The 19951-nt window shown below is 66.1% G+C and carries 19 protein-coding genes and 1 tRNA gene; 12 read left to right on the top strand and 8 right to left on the bottom strand.

All coding sequences use genetic code 11. The annotated features are described in order from the left end of the window. Positions 1-73 precede the first annotated feature (73 nt). The 3 genes from B0920_RS15445 (at position 74) to B0920_RS15455 (ending at position 3998) form a co-directional block, all read left to right on the top strand. Positions 74-1303 (top strand): putative DNA modification/repair radical SAM protein, encoded by a 1230-nt coding sequence (locus tag B0920_RS15445; RefSeq protein ID WP_078033555.1) that lies wholly within the window; start codon positions 74-76, stop codon positions 1301-1303. After that, complete coding sequence (locus B0920_RS15450) at positions 1300-2814, top strand: UdgX family uracil-DNA binding protein (protein ID WP_078033556.1); 1515 nt, start codon at positions 1300-1302, stop codon at positions 2812-2814. Before B0920_RS15445 ends, B0920_RS15450 begins: the two co-directional genes overlap by 4 nt. Positions 2815-2945: 131 nt before the next feature. After that, positions 2946-3998, top strand: coding sequence for a TraB/GumN family protein (locus B0920_RS15455; protein WP_078034435.1), 1053 nt, complete (start codon positions 2946-2948; stop codon positions 3996-3998). A gap of 122 nt (positions 3999-4120) precedes the next feature. Here B0920_RS15455 and B0920_RS15460 read toward each other — a convergent pair whose 3' ends face one another. Next, positions 4121-5083, bottom strand: a complete 963-nt coding sequence (locus tag B0920_RS15460) for a DUF4268 domain-containing protein (RefSeq protein WP_078034436.1) — start codon at positions 5081-5083, stop codon at positions 4121-4123. Between the two features lie 102 nt (positions 5084-5185). Here B0920_RS15460 and B0920_RS15465 point away from each other — a divergent pair. Beyond that, a tRNA-Gly gene (locus B0920_RS15465) sits at positions 5186-5259 on the top strand. Between the two features lie 99 nt (positions 5260-5358). Here B0920_RS15465 and B0920_RS15470 read toward each other — a convergent pair. After that, positions 5359-6645 carry a sialidase family protein gene (locus B0920_RS15470; RefSeq protein ID WP_078033557.1) on the bottom strand — a complete coding sequence of 429 codons (1287 nt, stop codon included), beginning with the start codon at positions 6643-6645 and terminating at the stop codon, positions 5359-5361. A gap of 112 nt (positions 6646-6757) precedes the next feature. Here B0920_RS15470 and B0920_RS15475 point away from each other — a divergent pair, with 112 nt between their 5' ends. Continuing rightward, positions 6758-7681, top strand: coding sequence for an aldo/keto reductase (locus B0920_RS15475; protein WP_078033558.1), 924 nt, complete (start codon positions 6758-6760; stop codon positions 7679-7681). Continuing rightward, entirely contained in the window at positions 7678-8349 is a 672-nt protein-coding gene (locus B0920_RS15480) for a DUF6064 family protein (protein ID WP_078033559.1), read from the top strand. Before B0920_RS15475 ends, B0920_RS15480 begins: the two co-directional genes overlap by 4 nt. 3 nt (positions 8350-8352) lie before the next feature. On the opposite strand, the gene B0920_RS15485 is transcribed toward B0920_RS15480, so the two are convergent. Beyond that, positions 8353-8859 (bottom strand): DUF3828 domain-containing protein, encoded by a 507-nt coding sequence (locus tag B0920_RS15485; protein ID WP_229455650.1) that lies wholly within the window; start codon positions 8857-8859, stop codon positions 8353-8355. Between the two features lie 155 nt (positions 8860-9014). Beyond that, positions 9015-10130 carry a succinylglutamate desuccinylase/aspartoacylase family protein gene (locus tag B0920_RS15490; RefSeq protein ID WP_078033561.1) on the bottom strand — a complete coding sequence of 372 codons (1116 nt, stop codon included), beginning with the start codon at positions 10128-10130 and terminating at the stop codon, positions 9015-9017. Between the two features lie 179 nt (positions 10131-10309). Between B0920_RS15490 and trmB the strand changes: the two genes are divergently transcribed. From trmB to B0920_RS15505, 3 genes are all read left to right on the top strand, one after another. Next, positions 10310-10990, top strand: a complete 681-nt coding sequence (trmB, locus tag B0920_RS15495; RefSeq protein ID WP_078033562.1) for a tRNA (guanosine(46)-N7)-methyltransferase TrmB — start codon at positions 10310-10312, stop codon at positions 10988-10990. Positions 10991-11120: 130 nt separating this feature from the next. Further along, the gene (locus tag B0920_RS15500) at positions 11121-12365 is read left to right on the top strand and encodes a sensor histidine kinase (protein ID WP_078033563.1); all 1245 of its coding nucleotides are present in this window, start codon (positions 11121-11123) and stop codon (positions 12363-12365) included. Next, complete coding sequence (locus B0920_RS15505) at positions 12362-13111, top strand: LytTR family DNA-binding domain-containing protein (RefSeq protein WP_078033564.1); 750 nt, start codon at positions 12362-12364, stop codon at positions 13109-13111. The genes B0920_RS15500 and B0920_RS15505 overlap by 4 nt, the downstream gene beginning before the upstream one ends. A 231-nt stretch (positions 13112-13342) precedes the next feature. On the opposite strand, the gene B0920_RS15510 is transcribed toward B0920_RS15505, so the two are convergent. The 3 genes from B0920_RS15510 to B0920_RS15520 are packed head-to-tail and all read right to left on the bottom strand — an operon-like array spanning position 13343 to position 17360. After that, complete coding sequence (locus tag B0920_RS15510) at positions 13343-14641, bottom strand: sugar MFS transporter (RefSeq protein WP_078033565.1); 1299 nt, start codon at positions 14639-14641, stop codon at positions 13343-13345. A 38-nt stretch (positions 14642-14679) separates the two neighbouring features. Beyond that, on the bottom strand, positions 14680-16512 hold the full coding sequence (gene recQ, locus B0920_RS15515; RefSeq protein ID WP_078033566.1) for a DNA helicase RecQ: 1833 nt from the start codon (positions 16510-16512) through the stop codon (positions 14680-14682). Positions 16513-16526: 14 nt separating this feature from the next. Continuing rightward, entirely contained in the window at positions 16527-17360 is an 834-nt protein-coding gene (locus B0920_RS15520; RefSeq protein WP_078033567.1) for an undecaprenyl-diphosphate phosphatase, read from the bottom strand. 211 nt (positions 17361-17571) lie between these two features. On the opposite strand from B0920_RS15520, the gene B0920_RS15525 reads away from it, so the two are divergent. Both B0920_RS15525 and B0920_RS15530 read left to right on the top strand, forming a co-directional pair. Then, positions 17572-17970 (top strand): hypothetical protein, encoded by a 399-nt coding sequence (locus tag B0920_RS15525; protein ID WP_179119195.1) that lies wholly within the window; start codon positions 17572-17574, stop codon positions 17968-17970. An 84-nt stretch (positions 17971-18054) separates the two neighbouring features. Continuing rightward, entirely contained in the window at positions 18055-18267 is a 213-nt protein-coding gene (locus B0920_RS15530; RefSeq protein WP_078033569.1) for a hypothetical protein, read from the top strand. A 387-nt stretch (positions 18268-18654) separates the two neighbouring features. On the opposite strand, the gene B0920_RS15535 is transcribed toward B0920_RS15530, so the two are convergent. Next, complete coding sequence (locus tag B0920_RS15535) at positions 18655-18927, bottom strand: YkgJ family cysteine cluster protein (RefSeq protein WP_078033570.1); 273 nt, start codon at positions 18925-18927, stop codon at positions 18655-18657. A gap of 126 nt (positions 18928-19053) precedes the next feature. Between B0920_RS15535 and B0920_RS15540 the strand changes: the two genes are divergently transcribed. Further along, positions 19054-19944, top strand: coding sequence for an SDR family oxidoreductase (locus tag B0920_RS15540; protein WP_078033571.1), 891 nt, complete (start codon positions 19054-19056; stop codon positions 19942-19944). Positions 19945-19951 lie beyond the last annotated feature (7 nt).

A 19951-nucleotide genomic window follows, 5' to 3' on the forward strand; every position in this document is an offset into this window, starting at 1 on the left:
CACGCCAGGTCCGGCGCCGCCATCGCGGGGGATGGTGCGTTATACTGTATGCCCATACAGTCCCGCCAGTCCCATGGAACTCTCCGACAAGCTCGAAATCCTGGCCGACGCGGCCAAGTACGACGCCTCCTGCGCCAGCAGCGGCGCGCCCAAGCGCGGCTCCGAGGGCAAGGACGGGCTGGGCGCGACCAATGGCATGGGCATCTGCCACAGCTACACCCCCGACGGCCGCTGCGTCTCTCTGCTCAAGATCCTGCTGACCAATTTCTGCATCTACGACTGCCAGTACTGCATCAACCGCCGCAGTTCGAACGTGCCGCGCGCCCGCTTCTCGGTTGAGGAAGTGGTCAAGCTGACCCACGACTTCTACGTCCGCAACTACATCGACGGCCTGTTCCTGAGCTCGGGCATCATCCGCTCGGCCGACTACACCATGGAGCAGCTGGTGGCGGTGGCGCGCCAGTTGCGCGAGGTGCACCAGTTCCGCGGCTACATCCACCTCAAGACCATCCCCGACGCCGACCCGCTCCTGATCGAGGAAGCCGGGCGCTGGGCCGACCGCCTGTCCGTCAACATCGAGCTGCCCACCCACGACAGCGTGACCCGCCTGGCGCCCGAAAAGAACGTGCACACGATCAAGCTCGCCATGGGCTCGATCCGCCGCAAGCTCGACGAAAAGGCCGAGGAACCGAAGGCGCCCAGCTTCGCCCCGGCCGGCCAGAGCACCCAGATGATCGTCGGCGCCGACGCCAGCGACGACCACACCATTCTCAACACCGCCGAGACCCTCTACGGCAGCTACAAGCTCAAGCGCGTCTACTACTCGGCCTTCAGCCCGATCCCGCAGAGCCCGCGCAGCGTGCCGGCCGCGCCGCCGCCCCTGCTGCGCGAGCACCGGCTCTACCAGGCCGATTTCCTGCTGCGCGGCTACGGCTTCACGGCGAGCGAACTGATGCCCGCAAGCGGCAACCTGGCCCTCGACGTCGACCCCAAGCTGGCCTGGGCGCTCGCCAATCGCGAGCACTTCCCGATGGACCTGAACCGGGCCGACGCCAGCATGATCGCGCGCATTCCCGGCATCGGCCTGCGCAACGCCAAGCGCCTGGTGGAGCTGCGCCGCCTGCGCCGCATCCGTTGGGAAGACCTGTCGCGCCTGCGCTGCAGCCTGAAGAAGCTGGCGCCCTTCGTCGTCACGGCCGACTACAAGCCGGCCCAGGGCGCGACCGATTCGAGCATCCTGCGGCGCCACCTGGCCGATGCGCCGCAGCAGATGAATCTGTGGCCGGAACTGCAGGCGGCATGAACCCCGCCGACGCCGTCCTTCAGGGCCAGGCCTTGCAGGTGGCCACTTTCGCGGAATGGCGGGAAGCGGCGCGCGAACTCCTGCAGGCCGGCATTCCGCCGGAGGCGGTCACCTGGGGCAGCCCGGGCGACGGCGGCGACCTGTTCTCGGGTGCGCCGGCGCCGGCCGCGGCCCCGCATAATGCGCCTGTCCGGTTGCAGCAACCGAAACCGGCACCGCATCAGCCACCGCATGTGCCGCCGCATGTGCCACGGTCTTTGCTCGACATGCTGCAGGCCGCCGCCTGCTACCGCGAGCCGGACCGCTGGGCCTTTCTGTACCGCGTCATCTGGCGCTGGCAGCAGGGCGAGCACGACGTGCAATCGCCCGCCGACCCCGACGGCGCGCGCCTGCAGGCGATGGTGAAGGCGGTGCGCCGCGAGGAGCACGACATGCACGCCTATATCCGTTTTCGCGAACGCCCACCGGAGGCCGGGCCGCCGCGCTTCGTGGCCTGGTTCGAGCCGCGCCACGACGTGCTGCCGCAGGTGGCCGAGCATTTCGTCAGCCGCATGGGCAAGCTCAGCTGGATGATCGCCACCCCCGAGGCCAGCGTGCTGTGGGACGGCGCGACCCTGCACAACTGCGGCCCGCTGATGTCGAGCGCGGCGGACCTGGACGATAGCGGCGAAGCGCTCTGGCTCACCTACTACCGCAGCATCTTCAACCCGGCGCGCGTCAACGCGTCCCTGCTGCAAAGCCATATACCCTCGCGTTTCTGGAAGAACCTGCCCGAGGGCGCGCTGGTGCCGTCCATGGTCAGCCAGGCCGGCCTCGGCGCGCGCCGCATCGGCCAGGTGCAGACGGTGGGCAGGCGCAGCGGCGCCACCATCCCGATCGCCCCGGAAGCCGCCCAGCCCGAGCGCGAGCAGCCCTCGAAGCTGGACGAATGCCGGCGCTGCGAGCTGTGGCAGTCCGCGACCCAGGCGGTGGGCGGGGAAGGGCCGAAGAAGGCCAGGATCATGGTCGTCGGCGAGCAGCCGGGCGACCAGGAAGACCTGGCCGGCGCGCCCTTCGTCGGCCCGGCCGGCAAGCTGCTCGACCGCGTCTTCGAGGAGGCTGGCCTGGACCGCAAGAGCGTCTATCTCACCAACGCCGTCAAGCACTTCAAGTGGGAGCCGCGCGGCAAGCGCCGCCTGCACAAGACCCCGGCCCAGCGCGAGATCGAGGCCTGCCACTACTGGCTCGAGAAGGAGCTGGCGGCCACCAAGCCGAAGGTGATCGTGGCCATGGGCGCGACGGCGCTCAAGTCCGTCCTGCAGCAGGGGAACGTCACGCTCAAGGACAAGCTCGGAAGGCCGGTGCGCCACGGCGACAGCTGGGTGGTGACCATCTACCACCCGTCCTACGTGCTGCGGGTGCCGGACGAAGCGGCCAAGCAGGAGGCCTTCAAGGTCATGGTCGCCGGCCTGCGCCTGGCCCAGGAACTGCTCGAACGGCCCGAGATCACGGAGCCCGATACGGCGCGCTGAGCAGCTCCCGGGCGGCGCATGCATACTTCATGCGCCCTTCATCAAGTTGCATCATCCTGTTACCGGAAGCGGACGCCTGCGATCCATTGCGGTTAAGCTTGCCGGACAATCACAACAACAGGATGACCCTGATGAGCAAGCTCGCTATTCCTGCCCTGTGCCTGTTCCTGTGCGCCGCGCCGTCCTTCGGCCAGAGCGCCGCCGATGTCGCTGCCTCGCCTGGCGCTTCGGCGCCTTCGTCGACACCACTTGACGCCCCGGCTGCGGACGCGCAGCCCGCTCCCGAGCAGATCCACGTCGTCGCCCAGCGCCCGGGGTCGGGCCTGTGGAAGGTGTCCAAGGGCGAGCACGTGCTGTGGGTGTTCGGCACCTACGCGCCGCTGCCGAAGAACATGGAGTGGCGCGCGCACCGGGTCGAGGCCGCGATCGCCGGCGCCCAGGAATACCTGGCGCCGCCGGGGGCGCGGGCCAATCCGGGCTTCTTCAGGGGCGTGACCCTGCTGCCCTCCCTGATCGGCATCCGCAAGAATCCGGACGGGGCCACCCTGCGCGACCTGATGCCGCCCGCCGACTACGCGCGCTGGACCGAGCTCAAGGCCAAGTACATGCCGGACAACGAGGCCGCCGAGCGCGAGCGTCCGATCTTCGCGGCCGAAGCCCTGATGCGCAGCGCGCGCAAGCAGGCCGGCCTGGAGGGCGACGACGCGGTGCGCAAGCGCGTGGGGGAGCTGGTCAAGAAGAACAGGCTCAAGTACACCTCGTCCACGGTGGAGCTGCCCACCGATAACGCGCGCACGCTGATCAAGGATTTCAAGAAGACCGCGCTGAAGGACGTCGCCTGCCTGTCGACCACCATGGCCAGGCTCGAAACCGACATCGCCGAGGCGAGCGCGCGCGCCAACGCCTGGGCGCGCGGCAATCTGGACGAGATCCGCAAGCTCGATTTCGTCGAGCGCGACGAAGCCTGCTTCAAGAGCGTGTTCGACAGCGCCATCTTCGACGGGGACCCGGCCTACAAGAACATGCGCAGCCTGATGCGCGAGAAGTGGCTGGCCTCGGCGGAGAACGCGCTGGCCACCAATGCGTCGACTTTCGCGATGCTGCAGATCAAGGACATACTTGACCCGAAAGGCGTGATCGCGGCGCTGGCCGCCAAGGGCTACACGGTGGAGCAACCGGACTGAATTGCTGGTCGCGTCATCGGAGAAGGCTCTGTAGCACACCACGCGTGCGCTGCAGAGCCTTTGCCGATGTCAAGCCAGTGTTGAATGGCCGTGTGGTCACGCAGACAGGCTGAAAACCTGGGTCAGGCGTCGTACGAGGAAAGTTCTTTAAGGAACCCGCTGATATAGGCCGGGAAGACGGACTTAAAACTCAGCAAATACTGGACACTCCACGATCTGATTTCCGCCAGCGTTTCGGAATCCATATCGATGTCGCCATCGCGGTACACGGCAATGCGGCACGCGCGACGATTGTCCAGACGTTCCCACCCGAGCGCGGTCCCAAGTTTCGATTCGATTTCGCTTCGCCGTTCGTGAAGGTAATCGAAGAGTTCCTCGTTCTTCTTCTTTTCGCCACAGTCGATGTAGAGCTCAACACGTACTTTGCCGCCTTGAGCGAAACTTGCGGAGTACTTGTAGAGCTTTGAATTCTCTGATGCGAACGTGTACCAGTTTTGTGGCTGGCCGGTGCGTGCGTTCGTAAACCGATGCTTGTTCCGGAGTTCGTCGATTAATTCCTGGAAGTAGCTGCGGTAACGTTCCTGGGTCTCCGACAGCTGTTGTCCCACCCCGGATGTGGCCACCGCTGCTTCGCTCGGGAGTGAGACGAGGTTCAGAACGAAGGCGGGCCGTGAGTCGTCGATGCGAATGGCCGATGCCTCGATGGCATAAAGGCTCAGCGACTCCTTCAGATTTTGATTCAGAAAATCGATGGCTGCTTTATGCTCTGGACGGATGGTTTCTGCAATCCACACTACCGCACCTGCCCCGAGTACTGAAGAGTAGGTGAGCAGCTGTCCGAGGTGTTTGTGGTCCGTGCCGCCAAACTGATTTTCAATCACTACCAATTTGTTGGTGGACAAATCGCGCGCAATGATGTCTGCGGAAAAATCTCCAGCTGAGGCTTCTGTCGCCTCAAGTTCGAGATCCATTCCCAGTTTTTGCGCCAGGATGTCCAGATTCTGTGCCAGCCACGGAGTGAAATGTGTCGCTTCGCCTGCCCAAAGACTTCTAAGTGCAACATTCTGAATGATCCCTAATTCCATCTCTACATCCCGTCCCTTCATCGTCGAGCAGCTAGCGTCATATCAATGACGATGCATGCGTTGTTGTCAACAACTCACAATCACGCGTAGAATACTGGCAACGCGGGTGTAGCTCAATGGTAGAGCAGGAGCTTCCCAAGCTTAAGACGAGGGTTCGATTCCCTTCACCCGCTCCATCCCTTCCTTCCCTCTTTCCCAAACGACGATATGGCCGGCCATGATGCGTGGGCTGCCGCTGTTGAGTATCGTTGAAATGTCCCGTCGGCTGCCGAAGACTAGCGCCGCAACCGTCCGCGCACCATCCACACGCGACTCGCCGCAACCGGCGCCAATGCGCTGTTGACCACCACCACGCCCCCTTCTGGTCCAAGCGCCAGCTTGCGCCCGAGCAGTCCCTGCTGACTGCCATTAACGCCGGCCGCGTCGCGGCTGCCGGGAACCGGCGCGAACGCCGAGTAGCCCTTGCCATCCCAGCTCGCTATCAGCAGGCCGCGCGCGCGGCCGCCAACGTCCATCGCTTCGGCCAAGACCAGCGGCATCCCCCTGGCATCGAGCGCCAGCGCCGGATAGGCGACGCTTTTGCTGGCTGCCGGAATCAGGGCCGGCGCGGCGAAGCCGGTCACGCCATCGGCCGAGCGCGCGTGCCACACCGTAGACGGTGCGCCGCTGGACTGGCGTGCGAACACCACATGCAGCACGCCGCCGCCGTCCACGGCGATGCGCGGCGCGTCCGCGAAGCCAGCCCCACGACCCAGCACCGCCGGCCGCCCGAAGGAAGCACCCGCATCGTCCGACTGCGCAACGCGAATGCCTTCGTCGAGATCCTCGCCCACCGTCCACGCCAGATAGACCCGGTCGCTCGGCCCGGTCGCCAGCGCCGGAGCGCGGGCCGGTAGCCTGTCGTCGCCTGCAATCCGGCGCGCGGGTGAAAAACCGGCGCCGCCGTCGCGCGATCGCGCATGCCACAGCGCACCGTCGTACTCGGTCCAGGCCACGTGGATCGTGCCGTCGCTGGCGACGGCGATGTCGGCGCTGCCGTTGGACCAGGTGTCGCGGTCGACCCGACCCTTGCCGTCGCCGCCGCGCGAATTGGACAGGTTGCGCGGCGCGCCGAAGCTGCGCCCGCCGTCGCTCGATGCCGCGAACAGGATCTCGCCGCCATGCGAGCCGCCCGAGAAGATGATCTCCTGCCAGATCAGGTAGACCTCCTGCTTGCCCCGACCGGAAGCGATGCGCGGATGCCAGGAAAAGCTCGCGCCGCTGCGCGAGACGTTCAGCGGCGCGTCGCCAGGCTTGCCGTCCGCGTCGAGCGTCTGGAACAGCACGTCCTTGCGCCGCTGATCGACCCAGGCCACCGCCAGCCGACCATCGGCCAGGAAGGCAACCGTCCCGTCGTCCACGTAGTCGTAGTCTGAATCGTTCTGGCGCCACGGCCCCTTGGTCCCGCCACCAGTGGCGAGCGTGATCGGCGCTTCCCAGGCCATGGCCGGCGCTGGCCGGGCCGGCGACGCGGCCAGCCACAGGACAAGCGCCAGCAGCAGGGACAGAAGGGCGGAAGGCATGCTTGGTTTCCCGGCAGTATCGTCAATCGGGATGCGCCGCGATGCGCGGTCGCGGTATGCTCGCATCTGGTACAGCACATGCTACGCGTCGCGTCATCCAAGGAGCGCCCGAATGACCCCACGATCGCCTTCCCGCCGCCGCCTGCTCGGCTCCCTCGTCGCCTTGCCTGCAAGTCTGGCGCTGCCCTCCGCGCAGGCCGCTCCCGCGCCGCTCCTGACCCGCTCCGCGCCGTCCTCCGGCGAGCAGCTTCCCGTCATTGGCCTGGGCAGCTGGATCACCTTCAACGTCGGCCGCGATCCGCAGGGGAGGGCGGACAGCGCCGCCGTGATGCGCGCCTTCTTCGCCGGCGGCGGCAGGATGATCGATTCCTCGCCCATGTACGGATCGGCCCAGGAAGTGATCGGCGAGGCGCTGCGCGCATTGAAGCCCGCATCCCTGTTCGCGGCCGACAAGGTCTGGATCGGCTCTGGCGCGCAAGGACCCGAGCAGATCGAGACCTCGCGCCGGCGCTGGGGGGTGCCGCGCTTCGACCTGCTCCAGGTGCACAACCTGCTGGCCTGGGACGAACACCTGCCGACCCTGTTCCGCATGAAGAAGGAAGGCCGCCTGCGCTACTTCGGCATCACCACCTCCGAGGGCCGCCGGCACGCCGAGATCGAGAAGATCATGGCCAGCCAGCCGATCGACTTCGTGCAGATTTCCTACAACGTGCTGGATCGCGAGGTGGAAAGGCGCATCCTGCCGCTGGCGCGCGAGCAGCGCATCGGCGTGATCGTCAACCGCCCATTCCGCCAGGGCGACCTGACCCAGGCGCTGGCCGGCAAGCCGCTGCCCGGCTGGGCGGCGGACATCGGCTGCACCAGCTGGGCGCAGGCGCTGCTCAAGTTCATCGTCGCGCATCCGGCCGTCACCTGCGCGATTCCCGCCACCTCGAGCGTGGCCCACGTGCGCGAAAACCTGCTGGCCGGGGCCGGCCGCCTGCCGGACGAAGCGCTGCGCAAGCGCATCATCCAGGACGTCGAAAGGCTGGCATGAGCGAGTGGTGGACTTATCGCCTGTCGGACCTCTTGATGTTCTCGGCGCGGACTTACCAGCGCCTGTTCGAGCTGTACAACCTGGCGATCTGGCCGGCCCAGTTGGTGGCGCTGTTGGCCGGGCTGGCGCTGGTAGGGAGCCTCGCCATTGGTGGCCGTGCGCCCTCGCGCCTTGCGGCCCTGCTTCTTGGAGTGGCATGGTTGTGGATCGCATGGGGATTCCACCTGCAGCACTACGCCACCATCAACACGGCCGCGCCCTGGTTCGCCGCCGCCTTCGCGCTGCAGGGACTGATGCTGTTCTGGCTTGCGGCCAAGCCGACGCCGAGGCTGGCGCGCTTCGACGGCGGTCCGGTCTCCTCGCTCGGCCTGGCCATCGTCGCGCTGGCGGTGCTGGCCTACCCGGCGCTGCCGCTGCTCCAGGGGCGGAGCCTGAGCCATGCCGAAGTGTTCGGCGTGGCGCCCGATCCGACGGCGGTGGCCACGCTCGGCGTTCTGTTCCTGACCTGCGCGCGCTGGCCACTGTGGCTGATCCCCTTGGGATGGTGCGCTGTCAGCGGCGCCACGCTGATGGAACTGCGCGCGCCGTTGGCCTGGCTGCCTGTGATGGTGGCCGTCGTCATGCTTGCTGCCGCCTGGATTGCGAAGCGCAGGTGGAACGGTCGCTAGGCGCTATGGTTGTCCGCGAGCAGGCTTGTGGGACAACATCTGCTTGAGCGACGCCTTCTGCCAGTTGTGATACTTGATGTCGTCGATTCGCCATTGATCGCCACGCCTCACCATCCGGTATTCCAGCGTGACTTTTTCGCCGTTCGAGGGATAGGTGAACTCCACCATCACTGTCTGAGAGCCGGTCGGACGAATCGCAAGGTCGGATGCGGCGGGGTCCTGGGATGCAAACATGGGATCGAACCCGAGATTGCAGACTTCGCGCGTGCTGGCGACACAGCGCTGGTCCGCCAGCAGCAGAGAGGTGAGCTCGGGAGTGAAGTAGCGACGCAGTACGGTTTCTTTTTCCTGTAACAGCGGCTTGCCGAAGGGCGCATCGGACGCGGAGATCGCCTGCCAGGCGTACGTCCTGTAGAGATCCCTGACAAGCGAGGTAGACGATCGCTGCGCCGCCTGGACGGGGCTGATGGAGAGTAAGGCGAAGCCGACGACGGCAACGCCGTGTTGCATAGTGGGCGGCATCGTATCGGTGACGTTGTTGAAAATACCGCCGATTATTGGACCTCAGGCCCAAACCGATTTTGTTCAAATTCAACCCCGGACCCCTGAATCATTCGCGAGACCGAATGCCGCAATCACCGCCCCCCCGCGTCATCGCCGGATCGTCAACTCGACAGCAAATTCCCAGACCTGAACGATTCCATCCCCGCCACCTTGCAGATGTGCATCCCGCGGAGCAGATGCCGGTGCGCCGTGCTGGCGAACAGCAGCCCCGGCCGCGTAGCCGACACGCTCGTCACCTGACCGCTCACCGGATTGACCACGTCCGCAATCGGCTCCCCGGCCTCGACCCGTTCTCCCAAGGCCTTGCGAAACACCAGCACCCCCGCATGCGGCGCTTCCAGCGGCTCGACCGCATCCAGCGGCGTCGGCGCGCACCCAGGCTCCGGCAGCGCGCGCAGCGGAATATCGAGCACGCCACAATGCCCGAGGTACTGGAGCAGCGCCTCCGCATCCTGGCGCGCATAGTCGTAGCGCACGTCCATCTCGCCGCGCAGCTCGACGGTGACGGCCACGCAAGCCGGCGGAATCGCGGCTTGCGGAAAGTGCTCGGCCAGGTCCCACCAGACCTTGCCGCAGGCTTCGTCGAAGGGCTCGCCCCCGGATTCGGTCGCCAGCAGCAGGGCGCGCGCGCCCATCAGGGATGCCAGCGGCTGCACCTGGTCCGCCAGCGGCGTGCCGCAATACATGTGCAGCACCGCTTCGTTATCGCAGTGCAGGTCGAGCATGATGTCGGCATCGATCGCCATGCCGAGCAGGGTCTTCTTGAGCGTGTCGGCGGCGTCCTTGACCTCCCACTCGTCCACCAGGCGGCGCGCATGCTCGCGGATCAGCGCCACGTTGGCCGCCGCGTCCTCGCCCAGCCGGCCGTCCAGCGCTTCCTTCAAGTCCTCCGCCACATGGCGGTAGGCGCGGTTGAAGTTCACGCCCGTGCTCAGGTCATAGCGGCCGAAGGGCGCGCCGTGGATGACCTGCGACAGCCCGAGCGGATTGGCCGCCGGGACCAGGATCACTTCGCCCTTGACGCGCCCCTCGGCGTAGAGCCGCTCCAGTTCCTGCCGCAGAAAGTGGGCCACCAGCATGGCCGGCACCTCGTCCGCGTGCAGCGAGGCTTGCAGGTAGACCTTCTTGCCGCTGCCCGGCGACCCGTAGTGGTAGGAGGTCAGGTGGATGGTGGCGACGCTGTCGTCGGTCGCGATCGGGTGGGTGCGCTTGTGCATGACTGCTCCTGCGGAATGCTGGTTGATGGCGGATTATGGCCGAAATGCCGGCGCGGGCGCGGACGCCCGGCCCCGAAGGCGCGGACGGACGGGAAGCCTGGGCTATAATGGCTGCCGTTTTTTCCTCATTCGCATCCCCCATGTCCTCTGATACGCCCAACAACGGCCCGGCGCGGCCCATGCTGTACGATCCCACCGAACACCGCATCCGCAGCTTCGTGACGCGTGCCGGCCGGCTGTCGACCGCGCAAGCGCGTGCGCTGGAAGAGCTGGGGCCGAAGTTCCTGATCGAGTACAAGAAAGAGACGCTCGACCTCGCCGCCGCCTTCGGCCGCAACGCCCCGGTGGTGCTGGAGATCGGCTTCGGCATGGGCGACACCACCGCCCACATCGCGCGCCTGATGCCGGAAAAGGACTTCCTCGGCGTCGAGGTGCACACCCCGGGCGTGGGCAGCCTGCTCAAGCAGATCGGCGAGCAGGACATCGCCAACCTGCGCCTGATCCAGCACGACGTGGTCGAGGTGCTGAACCACATGATCGCGGACGGCGCACTGCACGGCGTGCACGTGTTCTTCCCCGATCCCTGGCACAAGGCGCGCCACAACAAGCGCCGCCTGATCCAGCCGGCCTTCGTCAAGCTGCTGTGCCAGAAGCTGGCGCCGGGCGGCTACCTGCACCTGGCCACCGACTGGGAAGACTACGCGGTGCAGATGCTGGAGGTGCTGAGCGCCGAGCCGCAACTGCAGAACACCGCCGACGGCTATGCGCCGCAGCCGGCCTACCGCCCGCTGACCAAGTTCGAGAACCGCGGCCTGAAGCTCGGCCACGGCGTCTGGGACCTGGTGTTCACCCGCAAGTAATCCTCTCCTCCAAGGCGGATCGTCGTTCAGGCGTCCGCCTTCGTCGTTCGTCCCTTCCCGCTGTCGCCGCCCGCAAGAGTTCCCTAGACTGGCCTTGTTGCTATACATTAACGAGGTCAGGAGGATTGCCATGTGGGCAGGGATCACGAAGTGGTACCGCGAGTGGGACGAGGAGTTGCTGGAAGTACTGAGGCAGCCGGAACTGGCTGAGGAGGTGCCGCCCGGCTACCGCCGTGTCATGGCGCAGCGCATCGCGGTCATGCCGCCCATCGAGCGCCAGGAACTCTACGATTTCTGCATGCGTTACCGGGGCACCACCCTGACCTGGGCGGCGCTCAAGATGTTCGCCGTGTTCACCATCGTCGGCCTGCTGCTCAAGCTTTCCATCCTGCCGAGCCTGAGCTGGTGGGCGGCCGCCCTGTACGCCAACCTGTTCGGCTACCTGACCGTGGTGGCGCTGGTCGGCGTGTGGTTCAACCACCGCAAGATCGTGGCCGGCAAGTATCGCTGGATCATCAAGCTGGCCGCCTACGGACTGGCTGGCGGCCTGAGCGCCTTGCTGATCGGGATGGTGCTGCGCGGCGACACCATGGCCGAGGTGCTCGAAAAGCTGCCCAAGGTGCTGATCGGCGTGACGGCCGTGCCCACCCTGCTGATCGGCTTGCCGCTGGTGGCGATCGCGATGCACCGCAACCAGCGCTACGAAGACCTGACCGCGCGCCTTCAGGTGGAAGCCGAACGCGAACGCCTGGCGCGCGAGCTGAGCGAATCGCAGTTGCGCCTGCTGCGCGCCCAGATCGAGCCGCATTTCCTGTTCAACACCCTGGGCGCGGTGCAGCAACTGGCGGAGCAGGGCGCGCCGCGCGCCGCCGCCCTGACGGCCGACCTGATCGACTTCCTGCGCGCCAGCCTGAGCGAAATGCGCAGCGACCAGTCCTGCCTGCGGACCGAGTTCCGGCTGGCCGAGTCCTATCTCAAGGTGATGCAGGCGCGCCTGGGCAGCCGCCTGCGCTTTGCGGTCGAGCTGCCCGGAAGCCTTGCCGAGGTCAGCCTCCCCAGCATGCTGGTGCTGACCCTGGCCGAGAACGCGATCAAGCATGGCATCGAGCCGGCGCTGCGCGGCGGCGAGGTCGTGCTGACGGCCGAGGACGCAGGCCAGGCCATCCACATCCGGGTGCGCGACAGCGGCGTGGGCATGAGCGACACGCCGGGCGTCGGACTGGGCCTGGAGAACATCCGCCACCGCCTGCGCCTGGCCTATGGCGAGGCGGCGTCCCTGGCGCTGGAAGAGGCCGAGCCGGGGCTGGCCGCCACCATCACCATTCCGAAGATGCCGAATCCGAGGCAGTCGAGCGCGAAAGAGGTGCAAGCATGAGCACGACCGTGTTGATCGCCGAAGACGAACCGCTGATGCGCGAGCGCCTGCTGGACATGCTGCCCCAGGCCTGGCCGGAAGCCAGCGTGGTGGCGGTGGCCGAGAACGGCAACGACGCCTGGGACGCCTTCCTCGAACACGAGCCGCAGGTGGTCTTCCTCGACATCCGCATGCCCGGCATGTCGGGGCTGGAGGTGGCGGACCGGATCGGCAAGCTGGCCCACGTGGTATTCGTCACCGCCTACGACCAGTACGCGGTCGACGCCTTCGACGCCGGCGCCATCGACTACCTGCTCAAGCCGGTGCAGCCGGGACGGCTCGACCGCGCCGTGGCGCGCCTGCGCGAGAAGCTGGCGAGCGGCCCGGCCGACCTGGGCGAGGTGCTGCGCCAGCTGCGCGCGCATTCGCCCGAGCCGAGGCAGGAAAAGCTCAAGTGGCTCAAGGCCAGCGTGGGCAAGCAGATCCGCCTGATCGACGTCGACGAGGTGCTGTTCTTCCAGGCCGACAGCAAGTACACGCGGGTGGTGCTGGCGGGCTCGGAGGCGCTGGTGCGGATTCCCCTGAAGGACTTGCTGAGTGGGCTGGATCGGGACCGCTTCTGGCAGATCCACCGAGGCACCCTGGTGAACGTGAACGCCATCGCGGCGGCGGAGCGGATCGATGCGGAGCGTATGCAGGTGCTGCTGCGCGGCAGCAGCGAAAAGCTGCCGGTGAGCCGCAGCTTTACCCACCTGTTTCGGGAATGAAGGGCGGATGTCGCAAGGGCGGCGAAGCCCTGTCCTTCGGACCGGTAGCAGCCAGGCGCTCATCCTGTCGAGCTGGCCTTAACCCGTCATACGCGCCACCGGCACCTACGTCATTCCGGCGAAGGCCGGAATCCAACTGTGCGCCAGTGGCTGCACAGCGGAGTTGGATTCCGGCCTTCGCCGGAATGACGTGCTGAGGCTAACTAAATTACGTTGCGGCGAGGGATAGGCTTACACGCCGCGCGGACGGCGTGCGTAGACGCCGAACAGCAGGATCGCGGCGTAGCACACGGCCGGCACCACCAGCGACATCTTGAGGCCGGCGATGTCGGCGGTGTGGCCCATCAGGAGCGGCACGATGGCGCCGCCGACGATGGCCACGCAGATCAGTCCCGAGCCTTCCGCGGCGCGCTTGCCCAGCCCCTCGCAGGCCAGCGAGAAGATGGTCGGGAACATGATCGAGTTGAACAGGCCGATGGCCAGCAGCGACCAGCCCGACACCACGCCGGTGCTGGTGCCCGACAGGACCAGCAGGCCGATGGTGCCGGCGGCGGCGAAAGCCAGCACTTTACCCGGCGAGAACAGGCGCAGCAGGCCGGCACCGATGAAACGGCCGACCATCGCGCCGCCCCAGTACAGCGGCACGTGCTTGCCGGCTTCCTCGGCGCTCATGCCGAGCACGTTGGCTTCCATCAGGTAGTTGACGATGATCGAGCCGATCGCCACTTCCGCGCCCACGTACAGGAAGATGCACAGCGCGCCGAAGGCGAAGCGCGGCTGCTTGAGCAGGTCGAAGGCGCCCAGGATGCTGGCGTCCGGCGCCGGGCTCTCGACCAGCTTGCGGCGGTTGATCCAGACCGCGCCGGCCAGGATGGCCAGGGCGATCGCCAGGCCGATGTAGGTGTGCACCACGACCCGGGTTTCCTCTTCGCGGTAGGCGTCCAGCGCCGCGCCGCTCAGGGTGCTCGGATCGATCGTGGCCAGCGAGCCCAGGATCAGGATCGCGCCTACGTAGGGGAAGACGGTGGTGCCCAGCGAGTTGAAGGCCTGGGCGAAAGTCAGGCGGCTGGACGCGGTCTGGGGCGCGCCCAGCATCGAGATCAGCGGATTGGCCACCACCTGCACGATGGTGATGCCCGAGGCCAGCACGAACAGCGCCAGCAGGAAGGTCGCGAACATGCCCGACCACGAGGCCGGGATGAACAGCAGGCAGCCCAGGGCCATGGTCAGCAGGCCCACCACCGCGCTTCGCATGTAGCCGATCTTCTGCACGATCGCGGCGGCCGGGATCGAGACGAAGAAGTAGGCGGCGAAGAAGGCCGACTGCACCAGCATCGCCTGGAAGTAATTGAGCGTGAACAGGTCCTTGAGCTTCGGGATGATGACGTCGTTCAGGCTGGTGATGCCGCCGAAGACGAAGAACAGGGCGAAGACGAAGGTCTGCAGGCTGCCGGTGTTGGCGGGCAGCGCGTTGGGAGCGGTATCAGTTTTGGGCGCAGCGGTGGTGCTGGTGGGAGTCGGGATGGCCATGAGAAAGTCGATGGGTTGAACTGAATCAACCCATGACCTTACATCATCTCGCCAATGATGGCGACAATTTCATCGCCGTAAGAGACGAGTTTCTTCTCGCCAACACCGCTCACGCCGCGCAGCTGGTCGAGCGAGGTCGGCTTGACCTTGGCAATCTCGCGCAGGGTGGCGTCCTGGAACACGACATAGGCCGGCACGCCGTGCTCGCGCGCAGCGCCCATGCGCCAGGAACGCAGGCGGTCGAAGATCTGCTGCTCCGAACGCGACAGCTCCACTTCCTCGTAGCTGACGCGCGAGCTGCTCTGGCGCTTGGGTTTGACCGGCTTCTGGTACTGGCGCAACTGCACCTTCTGCTCGCCCTTGAGCACCGGACGCGCTAGGTCGGTGAGCTTGAGCGAACTGAAGGCGTCGTGGTCGACCGTCACCAGACCGAGGGCGATGCCCTGGCGCAGGATGGCGCGCCATTCCTGCTCGGTGCGGTCGGCGCCGACGCCATAGACGGTGAGCTTGTCGTGGTGCCACTGGCTGATGCGCTCGGACTGCACGCCGCGCAGCACGTCGATCACGTGGCCGGCGGCGAAGCGCTGGTCGACCCGGTAGATGCAAGAGAGCAGCTTTTGCATCGGCACCGTGCCGTCGAAGGACACCGGCGGGATCAGGCAGGTGTCACAATTGCCGCAGGGCCCGGAGCGCTCGCCGAAATAGTCGAGCAGGCGCATGCGGCGGCAGCTGAGCGTTTCGCACAGGCCCAGCATGGCGTCGAGCTTCATCGACAGCACGCGCTTGAAGCCATCGTCGGCCTCGGACTCGTCGATCATGCGGCGCTGCAGGACCACGTCCTGCAGGCCATAGGCCATCCAGGCGCTGGCGGGCAGGCCGTCGCGGCCGCCGCGCCCGGTTTCCTGGTAATAGCCTTCGATGCTCTTGGGCAGGTCGAGGTGGCAGACGAAGCGCACGTCCGGCTTGTCGATCCCCATGCCGAAGGCGATGGTGGCCACCATGATGATGTTGTCTTCTCGCAGGAAGCGCGCCTGGTTGGCGGCGCGCACGCCGTGCTCCATGCCGGCGTGGTAGGGCAGGGCGCGCAGGCCGTTTTCCACCAGGAAGTCGGCGGTTTCCTCGACCTTCTTGCGCGACAGGCAGTAGACGATGCCGGAATCCTGGGCGTGCTCGCTGGTGATGAAGTCGAGCAGCTGCTTGCGGCCATTGGTCTTTTCTACAATGGAGTAGCGGATGTTCGGGCGGTCGAAGGAGGACACGAACTGGCGCGCTTCCTCCAGCTGCAGGCGGTGCGCGATCTCGGCCCGGGTCTGCCCGTCGGCGGTCGCGGTGAGCGCGATGCGCGGCACGTTCGGGAAACGCTCGTGCAGGATCGACAGGCGGATGTATTCCGGCCGGAAGTCGTGGCCCCATTGCGAGACGCAGTGGGCCTCGTCGATGGCGAACAGCGAGATGCGCGCGGCCTCGAACAGCTCCAGGCAGCGCGGCGTCATCAGGCGCTCGGGCGCCACGTAGACCAGGTCGATCTCGCCGCTGCGCACCAGGCGCTCGATGCGCAGGGTTTCCTCGAAGGTCTGGGTGGAGTTCAGGAAGGCGGCGCGCACGCCGACCTCGGCCAGGGCGTCCACCTGGTCCTGCATCAGCGCGATCAGGGGCGAGATCACCACGCCCACGCCGTCGCGCAGCAGGGCCGGGATCTGGTAGCACAGCGATTTGCCGCCGCCGGTGGGCATCAGGACCAGGGCGTCGCCGCCGCTGGCCACGTGCTCGACGATGTCGGCCTGCTGCCCGCGGAAGGCGGGGTAGCCGAAGACGGTCTGCAGGATGTGGAGCGCACGGGCGCCGATGTCGGCGCGGTTATCCGGATTCATTACGTAAGTCAGTTTTATTCGGCCCAGGTCACCAGGTCGAAGTGGGCGGTCACGAGGACCAGGATACCGAATACGATACGGTACCAGGCGAAGATCGTGAAGTCGTGCGTGCTGATGTAGCGCAGCAGCCAGCGCACGCACAGGAAGGCCGAGGCGAAAGCCGCCAGGCCGCCGAGGCCGAACAGGGGCAGGTCGGCCAGCGACAGCAGCTCGCGCTTCTTGAGCACCGAATAGGCGGTGGCACCCAGCAGGGTCGGGATCGCCAGGAAGAAGGAGAATTCGGTGGCCGCCTTGCGCGACAGGCCGAACAGCATGCCGCCGATGATGGTCGCGCCCGAGCGGCTGGTGCCGGGAATCAGGGCGAAGGACTGGGCCAAGCCAACCTTGAGCGCGTCGGCGAAGCTCATGTCGTCCACCGACTCGACCCGCGCGGGCACGGTGCGCGCATTGTTGCGGCGCTCGACCCAGAGAATGATCAGGCCGCCGACGATGAAGGCGGTCGCCACCGGCACCGGCGCGAACAGGCGCTCGGTGATCGCGGCGTTGAACAGGAAGCCCAGGATGGCGGCCGGCAGGAAGGCGATCAGCACGTTGAGGGCGAATTTCTGCTGGCGCGGGTCGGAACCGAGGCCGGCCAGGACAGTCCGGATGCGTTCACGGTATTCCCAGATCACGGCCAGCATGGCGCCGGCCTGGATCGCGATCTCGAAGACTTTGACTTTCTCGCCGGTGAAGTGGAGGAGGCTGCCCGCCAGGATCAGGTGGCCGGTGGAAGAGATCGGGAGAAACTCCGTGAAGCCCTCGACCAGGCCCATGATGATCGCCTTGATGGCGAGAACGATATCCATGAATCGCTTTTTGTCTGTGTTCTAGGGAAGTATATGCGGGGTGGAAGCTTACCACGGGCAAGGTATTGCCCGTGGTCCTGATGCACCGGAAACGACATTTTATAGACGGAAAATGACCGCACGATTCACGCGTAGCTCAATCGTGCGCGAGCAAAAATTCCTGTCAGGCAGCCGTGCGCACGCCGGCGCGCAGCGTGCTAGACTGGTTCGCATGAGTGTTCTCATCGTTCTTTTGCTTGTCGCGGCCGCCATCGCGGCCCTCCAGGGTGGGCAGTTTCACAACCCACTGCGCTACCGCAGCTGCCAGTCGCGTCTCTGGCGGCGCGCCTTCCCTTCGGCTTCCCGCAAGGACATCCGCGATTTCCTGTCGCTGGTGGTCTCCAGCTTTTCCTTCAGCGACAGCGACCGGCTGCGCATCCGTCCCGACGACGAACTGCTCGGCATCGTGCGCGCCGCCCAGCCGCAGGAACCGGGCGGGGTCGAGGCGCTGGTCAAGGCCTTGCGCGCGCGTTATGGGGTTAGGCTGGCCGACGTGTGGCACGAGGGTCTGACCGTAGGCGAGCTGTTCCGCGACATCCAGGCCATGCGCAGCCAGCGGGCCGCGGCCTGAGCCTGATGCGTATGCATCCAAAAGTTACCCTGCGAGGGTGACCGGGGGGCTTGTTTTTTGCTGATACGGCTTTACGTGTTGGCAATGCTAAAAGAGAAACTCAACTGGCGCCGACCGCTGTTCTACGTCCTGCTGCCGATTTTCTTCGTGATGGCCTTTCTCGGCTTTCCTTTGCCGGTCGCGCCGCCGCCGGCCACCAAGCCTGCCCAGGAGCAGGCGGCCGTCATCAAGAAAAAGAAGAAAAAGATTGGACTGGTCATGCCTGAGGATCAGGCAGGCAAGCCGGATGGGGCCTAGCTCACCGCTTCATTCACTCTTCGCCTGCTGCCCTTGCACGCTTAGCTGACCACGTCATTTACTAACCACCTGCTACCCCTGCACGCTGAGCTGACCACGTCATTCACTAGCCACCTGCTGTCTCAGCACGTCGTTCCGGCGAAGGCCGGAACCTAAGTTTGCATGAACGGCCTGACGCTCGAAGCTGGTGGCTGCGGAACGAACTTGGGTTCCGGCCTTCGCCGGAACGACGTGCGAGAGCCGCGGGCGACCGTCGAGAGCAGCGGGCGATTGTCGAAAGGGACGGTATTCCAAAAGGCCGAGCAATCAAAAATTGCGTAGCAGAAACGCAACCATGTAAGTTTTGATTCAGCTCATCGGTTTATACTAGCCTCACCAAGCAGCACTTCACCCTGGCGCCGTCATCCGCTCCAGTTCTCCCAGCCACCGGATCGCCTGTTCGCGATCTCCCCCGCACATCTCCGCGGACGGCTGCAACCCGCCACAAAACGCGGGTCTCTCCGGTTTTCCGAAAATACGGCAACGCTCGTCCTCGCCGAGCTGCACGCAGCGCACGCCCGCAGGTTTGCCATTTGGCATGCCCGGGATGGGGCTGGTGATCGACGGGGCCGTGCAGCAGGCGCCGCAGTGCGGACGGCAGGCGAAGGTGGAAGTGCTCATGGATCGAATTAAAAAGCAGGCGGCCAGTATACAGGCGAAGGGGAGCTAACCGGGCGCTTCCACGTAGGAATTCCTGCTAACTTGTTGCCAAGAACACCCGGGAACCACCATCAAGCGGAGGCGTCGATGTCGAGTCCACTCAAACCCCTGGATCGCCAGGTGATCGTGATTACCGGAGCCACCAGCGGCATCGGCCTGGCCACCGCCCAGGAGGCGGCCAAGCAGGGCGCCAAACTGGTGCTGGCCGCGCGCGGCGGCGACGTGCTCGACGCCGTGGTCGAACGCTTCAACGCCCTCGGCCAGGAAGCCATCGGCGTGGTAGCCGACGTCGCCGACCGCGCCCAGGTCGAGCGCATCGCCCAGGCCGCCATCGAGCGCTTCGGCCGCATCGACACCTGGGTCAACAACGCCGGCTGCACCATCTACGGCCGCGTCGACGAAGTGGCCGAAGACGATTCCCGCCGCCTGTTCGACATCAATTTCTGGGGCATGGTGAACGGCTCCCTGGTGGCGCTGCCCCATCTCAAGCGCCAGGGCGGCGCCCTCATCAACCTCGGCAGCGAAGCCTCCGAGGTGGCGATTCCCATGCAGGGCATGTACTCGGCCAGCAAGCACGCGGTGAAAGGCTTCACCGACGCTCTGCGCATCGAAGTCGAACAGATCGACGACGCCCCGGTCTCGGTCACCCTGATCGAGCCGACCGCGGTCGACACCCCCTTGCCCCAGCACGCGCGCAACTACATGGACCGCGAGCCCAAGCTGCCCGCGCCCCAGGTCGATCCGCACCAGGTGGCGGCCGCCATCCTGCACGCGGCCGTGATGCCGATGCGCACCATGCGCGTGGGCCTGATGGCCGGCCTGGACGTCATGATGGAAAGGCTGATGCCCGGCGTGGCCGACCGCCTGGCCGTGTTCCAGGTGCCGCGCCAGCAGCGTGATTGCGCACCGCACAATCCGGATGGTAGTCTGTACCGGTCGGGTTCCAATGGCCGTATTTATGGACCCGGCGCCGGCTGACACGCTC

The sequence above is a fragment of the Massilia sp. KIM genome (assembly GCF_002007115.1).
In the GTDB taxonomy this organism is placed as follows: Bacteria; Pseudomonadota; Gammaproteobacteria; order Burkholderiales; family Burkholderiaceae_D; genus Telluria.